This is a genomic window from Mucilaginibacter straminoryzae, assembly GCF_022953055.1.
GTDB classification, from domain to species: domain Bacteria; phylum Bacteroidota; class Bacteroidia; order Sphingobacteriales; family Sphingobacteriaceae; genus Mucilaginibacter; species Mucilaginibacter straminoryzae.
The window spans coordinates 68126-85988 of record NZ_JALJEJ010000003.1; the positions used below are offsets into that span (position 1 = coordinate 68126).

A 17863-nucleotide genomic window follows, 5' to 3' on the forward strand; every position below is an offset into this window, starting at 1 on the left:
AACATGGCTCAAACAACATCATCGGGCGGAACATTCAGAAAATTTATTATTGCGCTGGTTCTAATTGTCGTGCTAGCGCTGGGCATTACCGGCGTAGTTTACTACCTGCGCTATTTCGGGCCTAACGTAACCGACAATAAGGAATACCTGTACATCCATACAGGGGCAAATTTCCAGGAAGTTTATGATACCATCCGCAAAGACGGCATGGTAAAAGATACCACTACCTTTTTATGGGCTGCCCATAACATGAAATATACCAATCGTGTAAAGCCGGGTAAGTATCGTTTAAAGCCGGGAATGAGCAACCGCAAGTTTATCAATATGCTGGCCGCGGGTAATCAGGAGCCTGTTAAGCTTTCTTTTCATAACCTGCGTTTGAAAACGCAGTTCGCCGGATTTCTGGCTAAAAACATCGAACCGGATTCTGCGTCTATCATCCATTTGCTGGATTCTACCTCATATTTGCAGCAGTACGGCTTCACGCCTGAAAACGTATATGTGATGTTTATGCCGAACAGCTACCAATTTTATTGGAACACCACGCCCGAGAAATTCTTTACCCGTATGAACAGCGAGTATGAGAAATTCTGGACGCCGGAGCGTAAGCAAAAGGCGGCAGCCATCAACCTTTCGCCTATCCAGGTTTCTATCCTTGCGTCTATTGTAGACGCCGAAGCCCTGCATGATGATGAGATGCCGAAAATTGCAGGCCTATATCTGAACCGTTTAAAAAAGGGCATGCACCTGCAGGCAGACCCAACGGTGATTTTTGCAACGGGAGATTTTACCATTCATCGTGTATTAAACAAGTATTTATCAACCCCGTCGCCTTACAATACTTACCTGAATGCGGGCCTTCCTCCGGGACCGATCATGATGCCTTCTGTAAATGCGGTAAAGGCCGTGTTGAATCACGAGAACCACGATTATATTTACATGTGTGCCAAGGAAGATTTTTCTGGCTATCACAACTTCGCTACCAACGAAGCTGAACACAAAGCCAATGCAAGAAGGTTCCAGCAGGCTTTAGACGCCCGTAACATTAAGCACTAATGTTTACCCATACTACTAAAATACGCGTCCGTTACGGCGAGACCGACCAGATGGGCTATATGTATTATGGCAACTATGCGGAATTTTACGAGGTAGGCCGTGTGGAAATGCTGCGCAGTTTAGGGCTTACTTATAAAAGCATGGAAGAGTCAGGCATTATGATGCCCGTGCTGGAAATGAAATGCAAGTATTTGAAGCCTGCCCGTTACGACGAAGAGATTAGCGTGAAGGTGATTATGCAAAAAATGCCCGGCGTGAAAATCCACTTCAATTACGAATTGTACAATGAAAGCGGTGCGCTAATTCATACCGGCGAAACATTATTGGTTTTTGTCAACATGCAAACCAACCGGCCGTGTTTACCTGCTCAGGATTTTCTGGATGCGCTGAAGCCTTTTTTTGAGTAATTTTGCTTAAATGAAATGGCTGCACCGCTTTTTATGCCGGTTTAGATTTTACCAATATTTTATCGACTGGACTAAGGTGGTGATCCTGCCGGGGTTCCGGCCGCTGCCATTGCATACGGTTGCCAAATTCTTTATAAAGGAAATCCAGCAGGAATCGCTGGTCAGCAAGGCGTCTTCCCTCGCCTATTTCTTTATGCTGGCGCTGTTCCCGGCCATTATCTTTTTATTTACGCTGATCCCTTACATCCCGGTTTCACATTTTCAGGATCAACTGATCGAACTGATGTCGGTGGTGTTACCTTACAATGCTTACAGCGCGTTGGAAGCCACCATTAAAGATATTATCAAGAACCAGAATGGGCAATTATTGTCGGTTGGTTTTGCTTCTGCGCTTTACTTTGCTTCAAACGGGGTTTATAAACTAATGCAGGCTTTTAACAAATCCTCACTGATTGTAGAAACCCGCCCCTGGCTGCGCCGAAGGATTATTTCGCTTACATTAACGGTGGTGATCAGCTTTTCGCTGTTATTGGCCATTGCTATTCTTATCGCCGGGCAGGCGCTGGTAAATCTTATCGAAAGAAAGCTGAACAGCAACGGTTTGTTCTGGACACTCCTGTTGCTTTTAGGCCGGTGGATTATTGTTATTCTGATTTTTTTCAGTACGCTTGCTATCCTATACCGTTACGGTCCGGCGCATAAGCGAGACCGTTGGAAGCTGGTTAGCCCGGGTGCCATATTAGCTACTTTCCTGGCCGTGCTTACTTCGCTTGGTTTCACCTACTACATCGATCATTTTTCTTCTTATAATAAAGTCTACGGTTCTATCGGAACGCTTATCGTCGTAATGATCTGGTTGTATATCAACTCACTGATCATCCTGATCGGTTTTGAGCTGAATGCCAGTATCGAACTGTCGAAACGTAATGTACAGATCAGTAAGCCACGTTTTAATACATTCAGAGGTGTAAGAAAGTCGACGGTTAATCAGAAGATCGAAAACAGAAGGAAGAATTGATTACCATCACCGTCATACGATTGTCTTACAAGAGGTAATTTTGTCATTACAGTTCAATATGACTGGTTTTTCGAAAAAACTTTTCAATTGCATTTGCAACTTGAATTTAAACACCACTATATTTGCTAACACTGTTAGGGAAAGATAAATGGGAATAGTTGAAAGAAGGCAAAGACAGCGTGAAGAAGTAAGGCAAGACATCATCAAAACTGCATGGGATATGGTGCAGAAAGATGGTTGGCAAGCTTTATCGATCCGCAAAATTGCTGATGCTATAGAATATAGCGTCCCGGTGATCTATGACCATTTTGAAAACAAGGAAGCCATTTTGCTTGAATTTGGTAAGAAAGGTTTCCGGAAACTGACAGAGAAATTAGAAGCCGCCCGTAATTGTTGTTCAACCCCTGAGGACAAAATTAAGGCGATGGCAGATGCCTACTGGGACTTTGCCTTTAACAATATCCAGTTATATCAGCTAATGTTCGGTATCGGGATGGCGTCCTGCGAAAGTGGTAAATGTACCACAGAGTTTGAGACCTTCTCAGACATGCTCATGGAGCCGATCCAGGAAATGCTGACCAAGCATAACCGCAGCGATGTTAGCGCCTGCCTGAAGTATCATACCTTATGGTCAGTAATGCACGGTTTAGTGTCTATAAAGATTAGCGGTACTTCCCCGGCCGATAAGGAATTGAACAAAATGGTATTGGATGATGCGGTAAATGGCTACATCCGGAATCTGAAGTAGAAATTTTTTTGGCCTTGTTCCTAACACTGTTAGGAAAATTTACAACGTTAAATTATTTAACATTATTAACACTATCATAACAACAAAATAAAGTATGGAAACCTCAGTAGAAAACAAAAGCCAAAGACCGGTAATGTATACCTTGCTGTTCTTTATCCTCATACTTGCGGTGGATTTATTGAGCAGCTGTAAACAGACACCTCCTGCCGCCGCTGCAATGCCCCCGCAAGAGTTACCCGTAATCAGTGTAAGCAGTAAACCGGCAACTGTGTATTCAGAATACACCGCTGCATTACAGGGTAACCGCGATATAGAGATCCGTCCGCAGGTAGATGGTACGCTGGAAGCTATTTCTGTAGACGAAGGCGCATTCGTACACAAAGGCCAGCCCTTGTTCCGTATAGATGCACGCCCCTATCGTGAGCAATTGAACAATGCCAACGCACAATATTTATCTGCTAAAGCAGCTTTAGAAAGCGCAGCCATCAATGTAAACAAACTAACACCACTGGTTCAAAACAACGTTATTTCAGATGTGCAGTTACAAACTGCAAAAGCAGCTTATGATGCAGCTAAAGCGCAGGTAGCACAAGCTAAGGCAATGGTTGAATCTGCAAAGATCAATGTGGGTTATACGACAATCACTGCTCCGGCAGATGGCTACATCAGCAGTATTCCTTTTAAAACAGGTAGCCTGGTCGGCCGTTCAACCCCGCAGCCATTAACCGTGCTTTCAGAAAATAAAGCCGTACATGCTTACTTTACCATGAGCGAGAACGACTTCAGCACCTTTAAAGCTAAATATCCGGGCAATACTTTAGCAGAGAAAATTAAGCAATTGCCTGCGGTAGAACTGGTACTGGCAGATAACAGCATTTACCCAGCTAAAGGAAAGGTAGAATTAGCAGAAGGCCAGTTTAACAAAACAGACGGTACCATCAGCTTCCGTGCGACTTTCCCTAATAACAACGGTTTGTTACGCTCTGGTAATACCGGCAAGATCAGGCTATCGACAGAAGTAACCAACAAACTATTGGTGCCGCAGGAAGCTACGTTCGAGCTACAGGATAAGGTATTTGTTTACGCGCTTGCAGACAGCAATAAGGTTTACGGTAAACCATTAACCATCGCAGGTACAGCGGGTAAATTCTACCTGGTATCCGGCGGGTTAAAACCTGGCGATAAAATCGTTTATCAGGGTATTGACCGCCTGCATGACGGGGTGATCATCAAGCCTAAAGCAATGTCTGAAGACAGCTTGCTGAAAACCGCCGCTTTATAATAAAAACATCACTTAGAACAATTAATTAACTGTATCTCCAATGCGTTTTGGGATACTTAATGCCACAGCCATGTTAAAACGATTTATTGAAAGGCCCGTCCTTTCCACCGTAATTTCAACCTTACTGGTGCTGCTGGGGATTATCTCTCTAACAACATTACCTATTACGCAGTTCCCTGATATTGCACCGCCTACAGTTCAGGTTACTGCTGCATACCCCGGTGCAAACGCCGAAGTTGTTGCCCGTTCTGTAGCTACCCCTATAGAGGAAGCGGTGAACGGTGTAGAGAACATGACCTATATGACCTCTAACTCCAGCAACGACGGTACCATGACCCTGAACGTTTACTTTAAGCAGGGTACAGACCCGGATATTGCTGCCGTAAACGTGCAAAACAGGGTTTCTAAAGCTATTAGCCAGATTCCGCAGGAAGTGGTACAGTCTGGTGTATCTACACAAAAGGTTCAGAACAGTATTATTATGTTCGTGGCCTTGACCAGTAAGGATACCAGCTATAACGAAACTTTCCTTCAGAACTATATTAAGATCAACCTGATCCCGCAGTTACAACGTATACCGGGTGTTGGTCAGGCGCAGCCTTTTGGTACGCACGATTACTCTATGCGCATCTGGCTGAAACCAGATCGTTTGAACGCTTATAATCTTTCACCACAAGACGTAACTGATGCGATTAAAGATCAAAGCTTGGAAGCTGCTCCCGGCCGGTTAGGTGAAAGCAGTAAAGAAGCCTTCGAATATGTATTAAAATACAAAGGCAAACTGAACAAGAACAAGGATTTTGAGAACATCATCATTAAAGCCAATGCCGATGGTTCAATGATCAGGTTGAAAGATGTTGCCCGTGTAGAATTCGGTTCTTACACCTATTCATCAAGCAGCCAGTTAAACGGTCAGCCCACTTCAGGTGTAGCTATCTTCCAAACTGCGGGTTCTAACGCAAACGATATTTTGACTGAAGCGGAAAGACAGCTGAAAGAGTTTGCCACTACCCTGCCCAAAGGTGTAGAACCGGTGATTATGTATAACTCCAAAGAGTTTTTGGATGCTTCTATCGATCAGGTAAAACATACACTGATTGAAGCCTTTATACTGGTATTCATTGTAGTGTTTATCTTCCTGCAAGATTTCCGTTCGACCTTAATCCCGGCAATTGCCGTTCCGGTAGCGATTATCGGTACGTTCTTCTTCATGCGCTTGTTCGGTTTCAGTATCAACCTGCTTACGCTGTTCGCTTTGGTACTCGCAATTGGTATTGTAGTGGACGACGCAATTGTGGTGGTGGAAGCCGTTCACGCCAAGATGGAAGGCACCAAGCTTTCGGCACGCAGGGCTACTATTTCATCCATGAGTGAGATTTCCGGCGCTATCGTTTCTATTACCTTGGTAATGGCGGCAGTATTCGTTCCGGTAGGTTTTATGCAAGGCCCGGCCGGAGTATTCTACAGGCAGTTTGCATTCACGCTCGCTATCGCGATTTTGATATCGGCGGTTAACGCGTTAACGCTTAGTCCGGCGCTGACTGCGCTGTTTCTGAAAAACCCGCATGCAGAAGAACACGGCCACGAGAAAAAAGGGTTTGGCGCACGCTTTTTTGCTGCGTTTAATACCGGCTTTAATGCCATGACGGCAAAATACATCAAGTCGTTACAGTTCCTGATCAAACGTAAATGGGTAGCCATTGGCGGTTTGGTAACCATTACAGCGGTAACTTTCTTCATGATTCGCACCACGCCTACAGGCTTTATTCCCACAGAAGACCAGGGCTTCTTGTTGTATGCCGTAAATACGCCTCCGGGCAGTTCATTAGAGCGCACGCACAAAGCGATGCAAGAGATTAATGAGATTGTGAAAAACGATCCGATCACCAAAAACCACTACATTGTAGAAGGTCTGAACTTTATCTCCAACGCTAATGCAGCGCCTTATGGTGCAGGTTTCATCCGGATGAAGCCGCAGGATGAACGCGGTGCAATGAAAGATCTGAACCAGATTACTGCTGCTATGACTATGAAAGTGGCACAACAGGTTAAAGGTGCAAGCGCATTCTTCTTTACTTTCCCTACTGTTCAGGGTTTCGGTAACGTGAGTGGTTTCGAGTTTATGCTTCAGGACCATAACAACGGTACGATGGGTAAGCTGGATTCTACTACTCATGCCTTCCTTGGTGCGCTGATGCAACGTAAAGAAATTGCGTACGCTTTCACCACTTTTGCGGCTGGTAACCCGCAATACGAAATACAGGTAGATAACGAAAAGGCTCGCCAGCTAGGTGTTAACGTGGCCGATCTGCTCAAGACCCTACAGGTTTACTATGGTAGCAGCTTCGTGACAGACTTTAACCGCTTTGGTAAATACTACCGGGTGATGGCCCAGGCCGATGCGTCTTATCGTAACAATCCACAATCGCTGGATAATATTTACGTGAAGAACACTTCAGGCCAGATGGTACCTGCAAATGGTTTAGTAAAACTGCGCCGTGTTTACGGTCCGGAAACAGTGACCCGTAACAACCTGTTCAATGCCGTAACCATTAACGGTGTGCCTAAACCAGGATACAGTACAGGTGACGCAATCAAAGCGATACAGGAAACGGCTAAAACATCTTTACCCAGAGGCTATTATACCGAGTTTACCGGGATGACCCGTGAGGAGATCAGTTCTGGTTCGCAGATACTGATCATCTTTGCCATGAGTTTGGTATTCGTATACTTCCTTTTGGCAGCACAGTATGAGAGCTATATCCTTCCGCTGGCGGTTATTACCACTATCCCGCTGGGTATTTTCGGGGTAATGCTGTTCATTAACCTGATGGGTATTGATAACAACATTTATGTGCAGGTGTGTCTGATCATGCTGATCGGTTTATTGGCGAAGAACGCCATTCTGATTGTGGAGTACGCTGTACAACGCCGTAAGGTAGGGATGGACCTTGTAGCAGCAGCTTTAGAGGCTTCACGCTTACGCCTTCGCCCAATCCTGATGACTTCTTTTGCATTCATCGTTGGTTTGATTCCGTTGATGAGGGCCGCAGGTGCTTCTGCCCTTGGTAACCGTTCTATCGGTACCGGTGCGGTAGGCGGTATGCTTACAGGTGTAATCTTCGGGGTGTTTGTTATTCCGGTGTTGTTTGTCATCTTCCAGTTCCTGCATGAAAAGATCAGCCGTAAAAAAGACGATGAGGATGATGAGCACGCGGAAGAGGAACGTGAATTAGAATTAACCAACGCCTAATATCCTTTTAATCATGAAAACAAATAATTTTTTAACATATACCATCCTTTTCACCTCGCTGGTAATTGCATCCTGTAAAGTGGGCAAAAACTACCAGCGACCAGATGCCCCGCTGCCTGCCCAGTTTAACAACGTGAGCTATGCAGATACCAGCAGCATCGGTGATTTAGAGTGGCGCCAGTTTTTTACTGATGCCACCCTACAAAGCCTGATCGATAAGGGCATTCAATATAACTATGACTTGCAGATTGCTTTAAAACGTATTGATGCTGCTAATGAACGCGTTAAACAGGCGAAGCTGATCTTACTGCCAGATTTGAATCTGCAAGTGGCCGGGCAGTATAACCGTCCGTCAAAGAACAGTTTGAATGGATTAAGTGCAAACGGCTTTTTAGGCAGCAGCCATATCGAAGATTATAATGCTAACTTGAATTTGTCCTGGGAGATTGATACCTGGGGTAAGCTTCGCAGGCAAAAAGAGGCGGCATTAGCACAATACCTGCAAACTTACGAGGCTAAAAAGGCAGTTCAAACAAGGTTGGTTTCAGATATTGCTCAAGGCTATTACAACCTGCTGATGCTGGAAAAACAACTGTCAATCAGCAAGCGCAACTTAGAATTGAGCGATAGCACGCTTCGTTTAACCAGACTGCTGAAAACCGCGGGTGAGGTAACTTTACTGGCTGTTCAGCAGGCAGATGCACAACGCCAAACCACTGCCCTGCTGATTCCTCAGTTGGAACAGAACATCGCTATTCAACAAAATGCTTTGCAAATATTAACCGGTCAGTTGCCAGGCGAAATTGCACATACATCCACACTTGATGCATTGCAATTGCCATCGCAGTTATCAACCGGATTACCTGCCGGTCTACTCGCCCGTCGCCCCGATGTACGTTCGACCGAGATGGCATTAGTTGCAGCTAACGCACAGGTTGGCGTTGCACAAGGCAACATGTATCCTTCCCTGGTAATCAGCGCGAATGGTGGGTTGGAAAGCTTGAAGGCCAGTACTTGGTTCAATGTTCCCGCATCACTGTTCGGGATTGTTAACGGCTCGATCTTACAACCGCTGATCAATCGCCGTCGCTACAAAACAGAATTTGAAGTGGCAAAAGTAAACCGTGAGACTGCCGTGTTGCAATTCCGTCAGTCTGTATTGAACGCTACCGGCGAGGTAAGCAACGCGCTGATACAAAATCAGAAATTAGATCAGCAACGTTTGTTAGCTGTTAACCAGGTAGATACACTGAAACAAGCCGTAAAAAATGCCCAATTACTTTTCAAAAGCGATATGGCGAATTACCTGGAAGTAATTACGGCACAGACCAATGCCTTGCAGGCAGAGTTAAACCTTGCCGCAATCAAAAGAAATGAAATGGGTTCTGTAATTGAACTATACCGCTCTTTAGGCGGCGGCTGGAAATAAAAAGAAACACCTTACACTATCTATGTAAAGAGCGCATCTTTAAAAGTTGCGCTCTTTTTTTGCACCGAATTTGGTAGATCTATATAAACCACGTTTCACTTCTCATTCCCCTCCCTTCTTCACTATTTTCCCTTTTCGACTGCTATATGTCATCCAAAAATCAATTAAAATAATTACGGAACAATCGTTCCGTAATAGATTTATATTTGTGGAACAAACATTCCAAATAGCAAATTTTATCATGAAAAAGTTAGCAAACAAAGTAGCAGTAGTAACCGGGGCATCTAAAGGTATTGGCGCAGGTATTGCAAAAAGCCTGGCAAACGAAGGGGCAGCTGTAGTAGTAAATTATGCGTCATCAAAAGAAGGCGCAGATAAAGTAGTAGCAGAAATTACTGCCAATGGCGGTAAAGCCATTGCGGTGCAGGGAAATGTCAGCAACGCTGAAGACATTGCCCGTTTATTTGAAGAAACCCAGAAAGCTTTTGGCGCGGTAGATATCCTGGTAAATAACGCAGGTATTTACAAAATGAACCCGATTGAGCTATTAACCGCCGAAGAATTTCACCAGCAGTTTGATATCAACGTTTTAGGCTTGTTGCTGACCACCCAGGCCGCGTTAAAAAGCTTTAACCCCAACGGCGGAAGCATTATCAACATTGGTTCTGTTGTGAGCCGTATTACTCCTCCGGGTAGCGCAATCTACACCGCAACCAAAGGTGCTGTAGATGCTATTACTCATGTATTATCAAAAGAACTTGGCCCTAAGAACATCAGAATTAACTCGATTAACCCAGGTATGATCGATACTGAAGGCGCGCAGACTGCAGGCTTCATCGGAAGTGATTTTGAGAAAGAGATTGTAAAAACTACACCGCTTGGTCGCGTTGGTCAGCCTGATGATATCGCGCATATCGCGGTATTCCTTTCATCAGACGATTCTAAATGGCTTACCGGCGAAACAATTTTAGCTGGCGGCGGCTTAAGATAATTATTATTGACACTTTAATTAATAGCTTTGCCTGGTAACCGGGCAAAGCTTTTTACGTTATGGCACGATCAAAAGATTTTGATGAACAGGAAGTATTGAACAAGGCGATAGATCTTTTTTGGTTAAAGGGCTATAATGCCACGTCTATGCAAGATCTGGTGGATGCACTTGGCATCAGCCGCTCCAGTCTGTATGATACCTTTGGCGATAAGCATAGTCTTTTTTTAAAAGCCCTGGAGAGTTACAAGACGTCAGCAGGTGAAAAAATCAGCACTATTGCCGGTAGTACACCCTCGGCAAAAGAGGCTATTAGAAGATTATTTGATTTTACGATTAATGAGCTATTGAGTGATACCCGGCAAAAAGGTTGTTTTCTGGTAAATGCCGGCGTAGAAGTAGCCAGCGTAGACCCAACAGTAAACGAAATGGTTTGTGATAACGATCAGCAATTAGAAAAGCTTTTTTTTACCATTATAAAAAACGGGCAGGAAACAGGCGAGCTTTCTAAAGACAAAGATGCTCATGCAATCGCCAGGTTCATGCTCAATACCGTAAAGGGCATGCGCGTAACCGCTAAAACAGCTACGGATAAAAGTGTCTTCAACGATATAGTCGCGATGACGCTGAATGTTTTGAATTAATTACCTTCTTCCCTACTTATTTCGAATTCAATATCATCTATAATTTATTACAGCAATTAATTTAGATGTTTTAACTTTGTATTTCAAAGTGCTTTATAGTGATATTAAAAATAAAGATCGACCAATTACACGCCAGAGCAAAAAACAACAAATGGATGTATTACTTCTCGGTTTTCTGCCGGGTGGCACTTGCCGCCGGATTCCTGCCTTCGGGCTTTGTGAAAATTATGGGTGAGCGTTTTACATCACTTTCAAATAACCATCCGATGGGGCATTACCTGGAAGCTTTATACCACACTGGTTACTATTATACATTCATCGGGGTAGCGCAAGTCACCGCCGCCGTTTTACTATTAATACCGCAAACCGTGGTACTTGGTGCACTGCTTTATTTTCCTATCATACTCAACATCTGTATCTTATCACTCTCCGTTCGGTTCGATGGTTCTTTGCTCTCCTCTCCCCTCATGGTATTAGCCAATCTGTATGTGCTATTATGGAATTACGACAAGATTCGGTTTATTTTACCCTTCAATGCTACTGCTAAAACACATGCTTTAATAAAGCGCGACAATAGCTTTCCTATAAAGTTTTTTTCCGCCGTAGCGGCCGTCATCGTTATCCTGATACTGACGCTTCCGAAGGCATTTGATATAATGCCGCGTAATACTTTAAATGACTGCAAACGCCAATGTAAAGATCCAAAAGGCAGTAATGCATGTGAGGTCTTTTGCGATTGCATCCATAACAACGGCCTCCCATTAGACAAAAGTCTGGCAATGTACCATCAGCTTTTAAACAAAAACAGCGATATCAAAAAGTAAACAATATAGGCTCACTTTCCATAGTCCATCCAGTATATGTTCCGCGCTTACTGCCTTTTTAGCAAAGTGTTAAAGTGATCTGAATCACAACAAAGGGTGATATAAAGCAAAATAAAATTTAGTCCCGCTGTTTAACATTGCGCTATTGATTTTTAAATAGAATAAGCTTTATTTTGTATTTAACCAAATGGTTAAACTATATGGTTGAAGATAAGAAAACAGAACAAAAAATTTTCGAAGCCGCTTTAGCGGTATTTCATAAAAAGGGGCTAAATGGCGCACGCATGCAGGAAATTGCAGATACAGCAGGCATCAACAAAGCCATGCTGCATTATTACTACCGTAGTAAGGAGCAGTTATTCGGGCAGGTTTTTTTGCTGTCGTTTAGGCAGTTTATCGGTGGCATAGTTACTATTCTTAATCATGAAGGAAGTACCTGGGAAGAAAAGATCCCAATGATTATCGAGCATTATGCCAGTTCGCTGATCCTTAATCCTAACCTGCCATTGTTCGTTATTAACGAACTAAGAAGCAATCCAGAGCAATACCTGGGAATTGTTAAAGAGAACCATATCAAAGAAACCGTCTTTGTAAAACAGTTGATAGAAGCTATAGAGTTAAAGCAGATCAGGGGGGTAAGGCCTCTACAGATCTTTATCACGATTGTATCAGGCATTGTATTCCCCTATCTGGCCGAACCGCTGATCAAAAACATCGGCGTAGTTCCGGAAATGGGTTGGGAAACTTTTATGGAAGAACGAAAAAAAATGATCCACGAAATGCTGATCAAATACTTAAAAGAATTTTAGCATGAATCCCCTAAAAACGCTCTTCATCCTGTCTGCTATTTGTTTGCCTGCCCTTTCGGTCGCACAAAACAAACCTGACACCATCCGGCTGCACTCATTGCCTGAAGTGCTTTCTCAGGCCGTTAAAAATAATCCCACACAAGCGGTTTACCAACAACAACTAAAGCAAGCCGCCTTAAATTATAAAGCATCAAAAGGCTTTATTTATCCTAACGCCTCTGCGGGTTTTACAAGTACAGACAATTTGCACTTGAGCGTAACACCCGTACCCGGAATTTTGATCGGTCAGCCTGGAACAACATTTTACGCCCAGTTCGGGAAGAAATATAACTACAGTACCGGTATTACCCTTAGTCAAAGTATTGTCGACTGGACTGCGGTGATGCAAGCAAAAATTGCCGCAAATAACATCAGGTTGAGTGAGGCACAACGTGAAAGCTTTGTACAAGATCTTAAAGAACAAGTAAGCCGCCTGTACTTTTCAGCATTAGTTGCCAAAAACGCGTTGAAAATAAACGCGGTGGATAAAAACCTGGCTGACAGCATTGTTGCTCTTACCCGCCAGCGATTAAAGGAAGGCACTACTGATCTACTATCTGTTAACCAGGCAACTATTAATAGTAATAACATTCTGCAAAATGCGGCACAAAGCCAGCAGTTGTATGACCAGAGCGTCGAAAACCTGAAGATTTTACTCGGAGAGAAACCCGTTAATGAATTGGAGCTGGTGGAAGGATTAAATGTTGATACTTTAACGACCTCTTTACCCGGCGATGTTGGGGCAGATAAAAGCCTGCTCCCCTACCAGCAGCAGGCTTTAGTTTCTGAATTACAAAGCCGTTCGCAAAGGGCTGCGGCTTATCCTAAGCTTTCTGCAACAATGTACCTGGGCGGACAGCAGTTCCGGGACGATTTTGGTTTGTCCCTAGATAACAACCGCTGGAATGCCTACCGATACATAGGTGTAAATTTAACCGTACCTATTTTTACCGGTTTTACCAATGCCAACAAATATAAGAGTGCGTTGGTACAGCACGATATTGCCAACTTGCAGTATCAGAATGCCAGGCAGCAAAGCGAGATCAATGACAAGTTGCTGTTGAAAAACTATGCGGATTACCTGCAGGCGCTTAAGGCATCTAAAAACAGCTTTAAGCTTTACGGCGACAACCTGCGGCTTAATCAGCAGAAGTACCAGGAAGGTGTAATCAATATGGATACCTATCTGCGCGCTTTTCAGGATTACCTCAACGCAGAAAATCTTTATCTGAATAATCTATCACAGTTGCTTTCTGTTCGGGCAACATTAATCTCCAGACAATAAATATTAGCCATGAAATACCCTAAACTACTGTTACTTGTATTGCTTGCCGCAGTTGGTTGCAAGCAGAAAAACGAGGTAAAGCCACAGCGTAAAGATATTGTGGATGCAGTTTTCGGCAGCGGCCATATCGAGAATGTCAATCAATATACTGCTACCGCAAATGCCGAGGGCTACATCAGGGCGGCTTATGTAGCCGAGGGGGATACCGTAAAAAAAGGTCAGCCACTTTTCCGTCTGTCCAATGAAGTGCAACAGACACAAGTGGGTAATGCGCTTACCAACCTGCGTTATGCGGAAACTAATACCGCGCAGGGTTCGCCACAGATAGCACAGCTGAAACTACAAATAGCACAGGCACAGAAGAAGTTATCAGTAGATTCGGCCAATTACCAACGGTATTCCCGGCTGATTAAAACACAGGCTATTTCTGCTGTAGATTTTGAAAACGCCAGGCTGAACTATCAAAATTCGCAATCTAACCTGCATGTATTGCAAAAGAACCTGGCAGACCTACAGCGTAACCTTAACCTGAACCTTGCTAACGCACGTGCCCAATACCAGATCCAGCAGGAAAATAATAATTACTATAACATTACGAGTACCGGCCCCGGTGTGGTAATGAACGTGGTGAAGAAGGTTGGTGATTATGTCCGTAAGGGTGATGCCATTGCTTCTATTGGTGTAGGTACGCCCATAATTAAGCTCTACATTGCCGAAGAAGATATCGAGCGGATCAAACTGGGCCAAAGGGCGCTTATCGCTTTAAACAGTGATAAAGATAAGGTACACGAAGCGGTGATCACTAAAATTTATCCTGCTTTTAACACCAACGAGCAGTCTTTTATTGCCGAAGCAACCTTTAAAGAAAATCCCGGCCGGGTGTTGAATGGTACGCAATTGCAAGCCAATATTATCATCCGCACCAGTAAAAATGCCCTGGTTATCCCTTCTTATTATGTGGTAAATGATAATAACGTCATACTCGCTTCCAACGGCGAAAAGCGCCGGGTGAAGGTAGGGATACGCACCCTGGAGTGGACCGAAATCATCAGTGGACTTAATGAAAACGAGGAACTAACCTTACCAAAGCAACAGTAATGGCGGCAACCAACTTAAAAATAGCCAGGGTACACCTCACATCGCGGTTAAGGCAAACCATTGTGGCCTTGCTGGGGGTTACGTTTGGTATTTCTATGTATGTGTTCATGAACAGTTTTATGTCCGGTGTAAACGATATGCAGAATGTACTGGCGTTTACGACCCTGGCACATATCCATATTTATAATGACGGCCCGGCTGATAACACCAACCTGGTTAAAAAGGTCTATCCTGCTAACACGGCTATCAATATCCGGAATGCAAAGGTTATCCAGTATACAGAAGGGATTAAAAATACGGCCGCAATTCTCGACCTCGTTCGTAAACAACCCGAAGTGCTCGAGATTACCCCACAGGTAAATATCAATGCCTTCTTCAGAAATGGTGGCAATAAGCTCAACGGAACGCTTTCGGGCGTTGATGTAGAAAAGGAAAATAAATTGTTCAATACCTCTCAATACATGATCAGCGGTCAGTGGAATAATTTGCAGTACCGGCCGGATGGGATCATCATCGGGGCTGATCTGGCACACGACCTTAGTTTGAATGTTGATGATAACGTAAACATCCTCACGTCTGATGGCGTAAGCCGTAATTACAAGCTGATCGGCATATTTCAAACCAATATCAAGAGCGTAGATAAAGCCAAGGCATATATTAACATTACCGCGGCGCGCCAGCTGATGAATAAAAACCAGGAGTATGTAACAGACCTTCAGGTAAATATTGCAGATTTTGAAAAAACAGCGCCTGTAGTACAACGGATTGCCCCGGTGATCCCCTACAAAGTAGAAAGCTGGCAGATGTCTAACCAGCAGTTGGAAGCAGGTTCTAAATTAAGAAACGCCATCGCTATGGCGGTTTCGTTGACCATACTTTTGGTGGCCGGCTTTGGTATCTATAACATCATGAATATGACCATCAATGAGAAGATTCGCGAGATTGCTATCCTTAAAGCAATGGGTTTTTCCAGCGGCGACGTGACGGAAATTTTTCTCACGCAGGCTATCGTTATCGGGGTGATCGGCGGGTTGGTGGGTATGCTGATCGGGTTTATCATTGCGGATATTGTTAATCATATTCCTTTCAAGATCGGTCCGCTTAACAACTTGCCAATGGGTTATCATGTACAGGATTACGTAATGGCGTTTATGTTTGGGTTAATTACAACACTGGTTGCGGGTTATCTGCCGGCCAGGAAGGCGTCGAAAATAGATCCGGTTGAAATTATCAGGGGGTAAATATGGAAGATAAAATTGCACTGACAGCAACGGGCATCAACAAGTATTTTTACCAGCCCGAGCGTTTCCAGGTGTTGGTAGATATTAACTTCTCGGTAAAAAGGGGCGAATTTTTATCGTTGACGGGAAAATCAGGTTCTGGAAAATCAACGCTATTGTACATCCTTTCTACCATGGATACTGATTACGACGGCAAACTCACTATTAATGACGAGGTACTCACCGGGCAATCGCAAAACCAGTTAGCTGCCTTCAGGAATGCGCACATCGGCTTTGTTTTTCAGTTCCACTATCTATTGCCCGAGTTTTCTGTATTGGATAATGTAATGCTTCCCGCACTTAAATTGGGTAGCAAGAGCAAAGCCGAGATTGAGGAAAAGGCATATCAGAATTTAAAACTATTGGGTTTGCAGGATCAGGCGCTTAAACTTTCCAGCAAGCTTTCGGGCGGCCAACAGCAACGGGTAGCCATCGCCAGGGCGCTCATTAACGAACCATCTATCATTATGGGCGATGAACCAACCGGCAACCTTGACTCTAAGAATACACAAATCGTATTTGACATCTTTAGGCAACTGGCCGCAGAGCGCGGGCAAACCATTATTGCCGTTACCCACGACGAGGACTTTGCCAAAAACAGTGACCGCGTAATTGAACTTGCCGACGGAAGGATCATCAGCAAGAATTAGCATTACAACTTTGTTTAGGCAAGCCGATCTTCTGCTTAATTAAATTGAAAATCAATTTATTAAGTGACCAACGTCATACTTGTTTTTAACGACAATTCTCACTTTTATTACAGCATTTCACACGGTTAGCAGCTAAGTGCGCAACCGTCGTGGATGCGGGAATCATTTAAACCGGAGATGTCAATTATGAAAACAATTGTAGTTCTAACCAATTTTTCTTCCAATGCCAACTATGCAGCCAGGGTTGCTGTAAAACTGGCATCAACGCTGCATGCCAATTTGCTTTTAGCTAATGCTTACGTTACAGAACCTGTGCTTTCTTACGCGGAAACGCTGCCATGGTCTGCCGATGTTTATACCTTGCAGGAACAGGAAAGCGAAAAAGGCCTGAAAGACCTGAAGGAACAGCTCACATCTATCATTGATAAGCTACCGGAAGGGCAACGGAAACCAAGTGTCAGAACACTGGCATTCGGGGGCGGCATCAGTAGCGGACTTGCCGAAATAGAACATCATGGCCACCTGGAAATGATTGTGATGGGTGCGGGCACACATAATGCATTTGAACACTTTATGATGGGCAGCGAAACCAATACCGTTATCGGTAAAAGTAAAGTGCCTGTACTTATTGTACCCGAGGGGGCTGTGCAATCTGGTATCAAACGTATATTTTACGCTACCAATTTTGATCCATCCGATAAAATTGCGATCGGCTATCTTGCCGCTTTTGCTGCAGCTTTTGATGCAAACGTTGAAGTAGTGCACGTAGGCCTTTACGGGGAAAACCAGCAAGACAATCACGCCGCTCAGGTTTCCCTTTTAGAAGACATTGCACAATTGAAAAACCAGGCGATTAGTTATAAAGGCGTAAAAGGCAAGAATCTTCAACAACGTTTAGCTACACTTTGTGAAGAAGAAAAACCCGATATGTTTGCCATGCTGCATCACCAGCGGTCTTTCTTAGAGGGATTGTTTAAGCAGAGCGAAACCCGCAAAGCGTTGGCAAACCTGGCGCTGCCGCTGCTGATATTTCCTTCATCCATGAAAGTTTAA

At 44.0% G+C, this 17863-nt stretch carries 16 protein-coding genes; all 16 read left to right on the top strand.

Features of this window, described 5'->3' with window-relative positions; translation table 11 throughout:
* The first annotated feature begins 3 nt into the window (after positions 1-3).
* The 16 genes from mltG (at position 4) to MUY27_RS07600 (ending at position 17863) form a co-directional block, all read left to right on the top strand.
* Entirely contained in the window at positions 4-1056 is a 1053-nt protein-coding gene (gene mltG / locus MUY27_RS07525; protein ID WP_245129389.1) for an endolytic transglycosylase MltG, read from the top strand.
* Positions 1056-1463, top strand: coding sequence for an acyl-CoA thioesterase (locus tag MUY27_RS07530; RefSeq protein ID WP_245129390.1), 408 nt, complete (start codon positions 1056-1058; stop codon positions 1461-1463). Before mltG ends, MUY27_RS07530 begins: the two co-directional genes overlap by 1 nt.
* A 10-nt stretch (positions 1464-1473) precedes the next feature.
* Positions 1474-2481, top strand: a complete 1008-nt coding sequence (locus MUY27_RS07535) for a YihY/virulence factor BrkB family protein (RefSeq protein WP_245129391.1) — start codon at positions 1474-1476, stop codon at positions 2479-2481.
* 148 nt (positions 2482-2629) lie between these two features.
* Positions 2630-3229, top strand: a complete 600-nt coding sequence (locus tag MUY27_RS07540) for a TetR/AcrR family transcriptional regulator (protein WP_245129392.1) — start codon at positions 2630-2632, stop codon at positions 3227-3229.
* A 94-nt stretch (positions 3230-3323) separates the two neighbouring features.
* On the top strand, positions 3324-4511 hold the full coding sequence (locus tag MUY27_RS07545; protein WP_245129393.1) for an efflux RND transporter periplasmic adaptor subunit: 1188 nt from the start codon (positions 3324-3326) through the stop codon (positions 4509-4511).
* A gap of 70 nt (positions 4512-4581) precedes the next feature.
* Complete coding sequence (locus tag MUY27_RS07550; protein ID WP_245129394.1) at positions 4582-7764, top strand: efflux RND transporter permease subunit; 3183 nt, start codon at positions 4582-4584, stop codon at positions 7762-7764.
* A 13-nt stretch (positions 7765-7777) separates the two neighbouring features.
* Positions 7778-9193, top strand: coding sequence for an efflux transporter outer membrane subunit (locus MUY27_RS07555; RefSeq protein WP_245129395.1), 1416 nt, complete (start codon positions 7778-7780; stop codon positions 9191-9193).
* Between the two features lie 241 nt (positions 9194-9434).
* Positions 9435-10184 carry an SDR family NAD(P)-dependent oxidoreductase gene (locus MUY27_RS07560; protein WP_245129396.1) on the top strand — a complete coding sequence of 250 codons (750 nt, stop codon included), beginning with the start codon at positions 9435-9437 and terminating at the stop codon, positions 10182-10184.
* A 59-nt stretch (positions 10185-10243) separates the two neighbouring features.
* Entirely contained in the window at positions 10244-10825 is a 582-nt protein-coding gene (locus tag MUY27_RS07565; RefSeq protein ID WP_245129397.1) for a TetR/AcrR family transcriptional regulator, read from the top strand.
* 98 nt (positions 10826-10923) lie between these two features.
* Positions 10924-11649 (top strand): DoxX family protein, encoded by a 726-nt coding sequence (locus MUY27_RS07570; protein ID WP_245129398.1) that lies wholly within the window; start codon positions 10924-10926, stop codon positions 11647-11649.
* 200 nt (positions 11650-11849) lie between these two features.
* Positions 11850-12458 carry a TetR/AcrR family transcriptional regulator gene (locus tag MUY27_RS07575; protein ID WP_245129399.1) on the top strand — a complete coding sequence of 203 codons (609 nt, stop codon included), beginning with the start codon at positions 11850-11852 and terminating at the stop codon, positions 12456-12458.
* Between the two features lies 1 nt (position 12459).
* Positions 12460-13782 (top strand): TolC family protein, encoded by a 1323-nt coding sequence (locus MUY27_RS07580; RefSeq protein WP_245129400.1) that lies wholly within the window; start codon positions 12460-12462, stop codon positions 13780-13782.
* A gap of 9 nt (positions 13783-13791) precedes the next feature.
* Positions 13792-14880, top strand: a complete 1089-nt coding sequence (locus MUY27_RS07585; RefSeq protein WP_245129401.1) for an efflux RND transporter periplasmic adaptor subunit — start codon at positions 13792-13794, stop codon at positions 14878-14880.
* A complete protein-coding gene (locus MUY27_RS07590; protein WP_245129402.1) occupies positions 14880-16121 on the top strand; it encodes an ABC transporter permease in 1242 nt (413 codons plus the stop codon). The genes MUY27_RS07585 and MUY27_RS07590 overlap by 1 nt, the downstream gene beginning before the upstream one ends.
* A 2-nt stretch (positions 16122-16123) precedes the next feature.
* Positions 16124-16810 carry an ABC transporter ATP-binding protein gene (locus MUY27_RS07595; protein ID WP_245129403.1) on the top strand — a complete coding sequence of 229 codons (687 nt, stop codon included), beginning with the start codon at positions 16124-16126 and terminating at the stop codon, positions 16808-16810.
* A gap of 186 nt (positions 16811-16996) precedes the next feature.
* Positions 16997-17863: a universal stress protein gene (locus MUY27_RS07600; RefSeq protein ID WP_245129404.1), complete on the top strand. Its 867-nt coding sequence runs from the start codon at positions 16997-16999 to the stop codon at positions 17861-17863.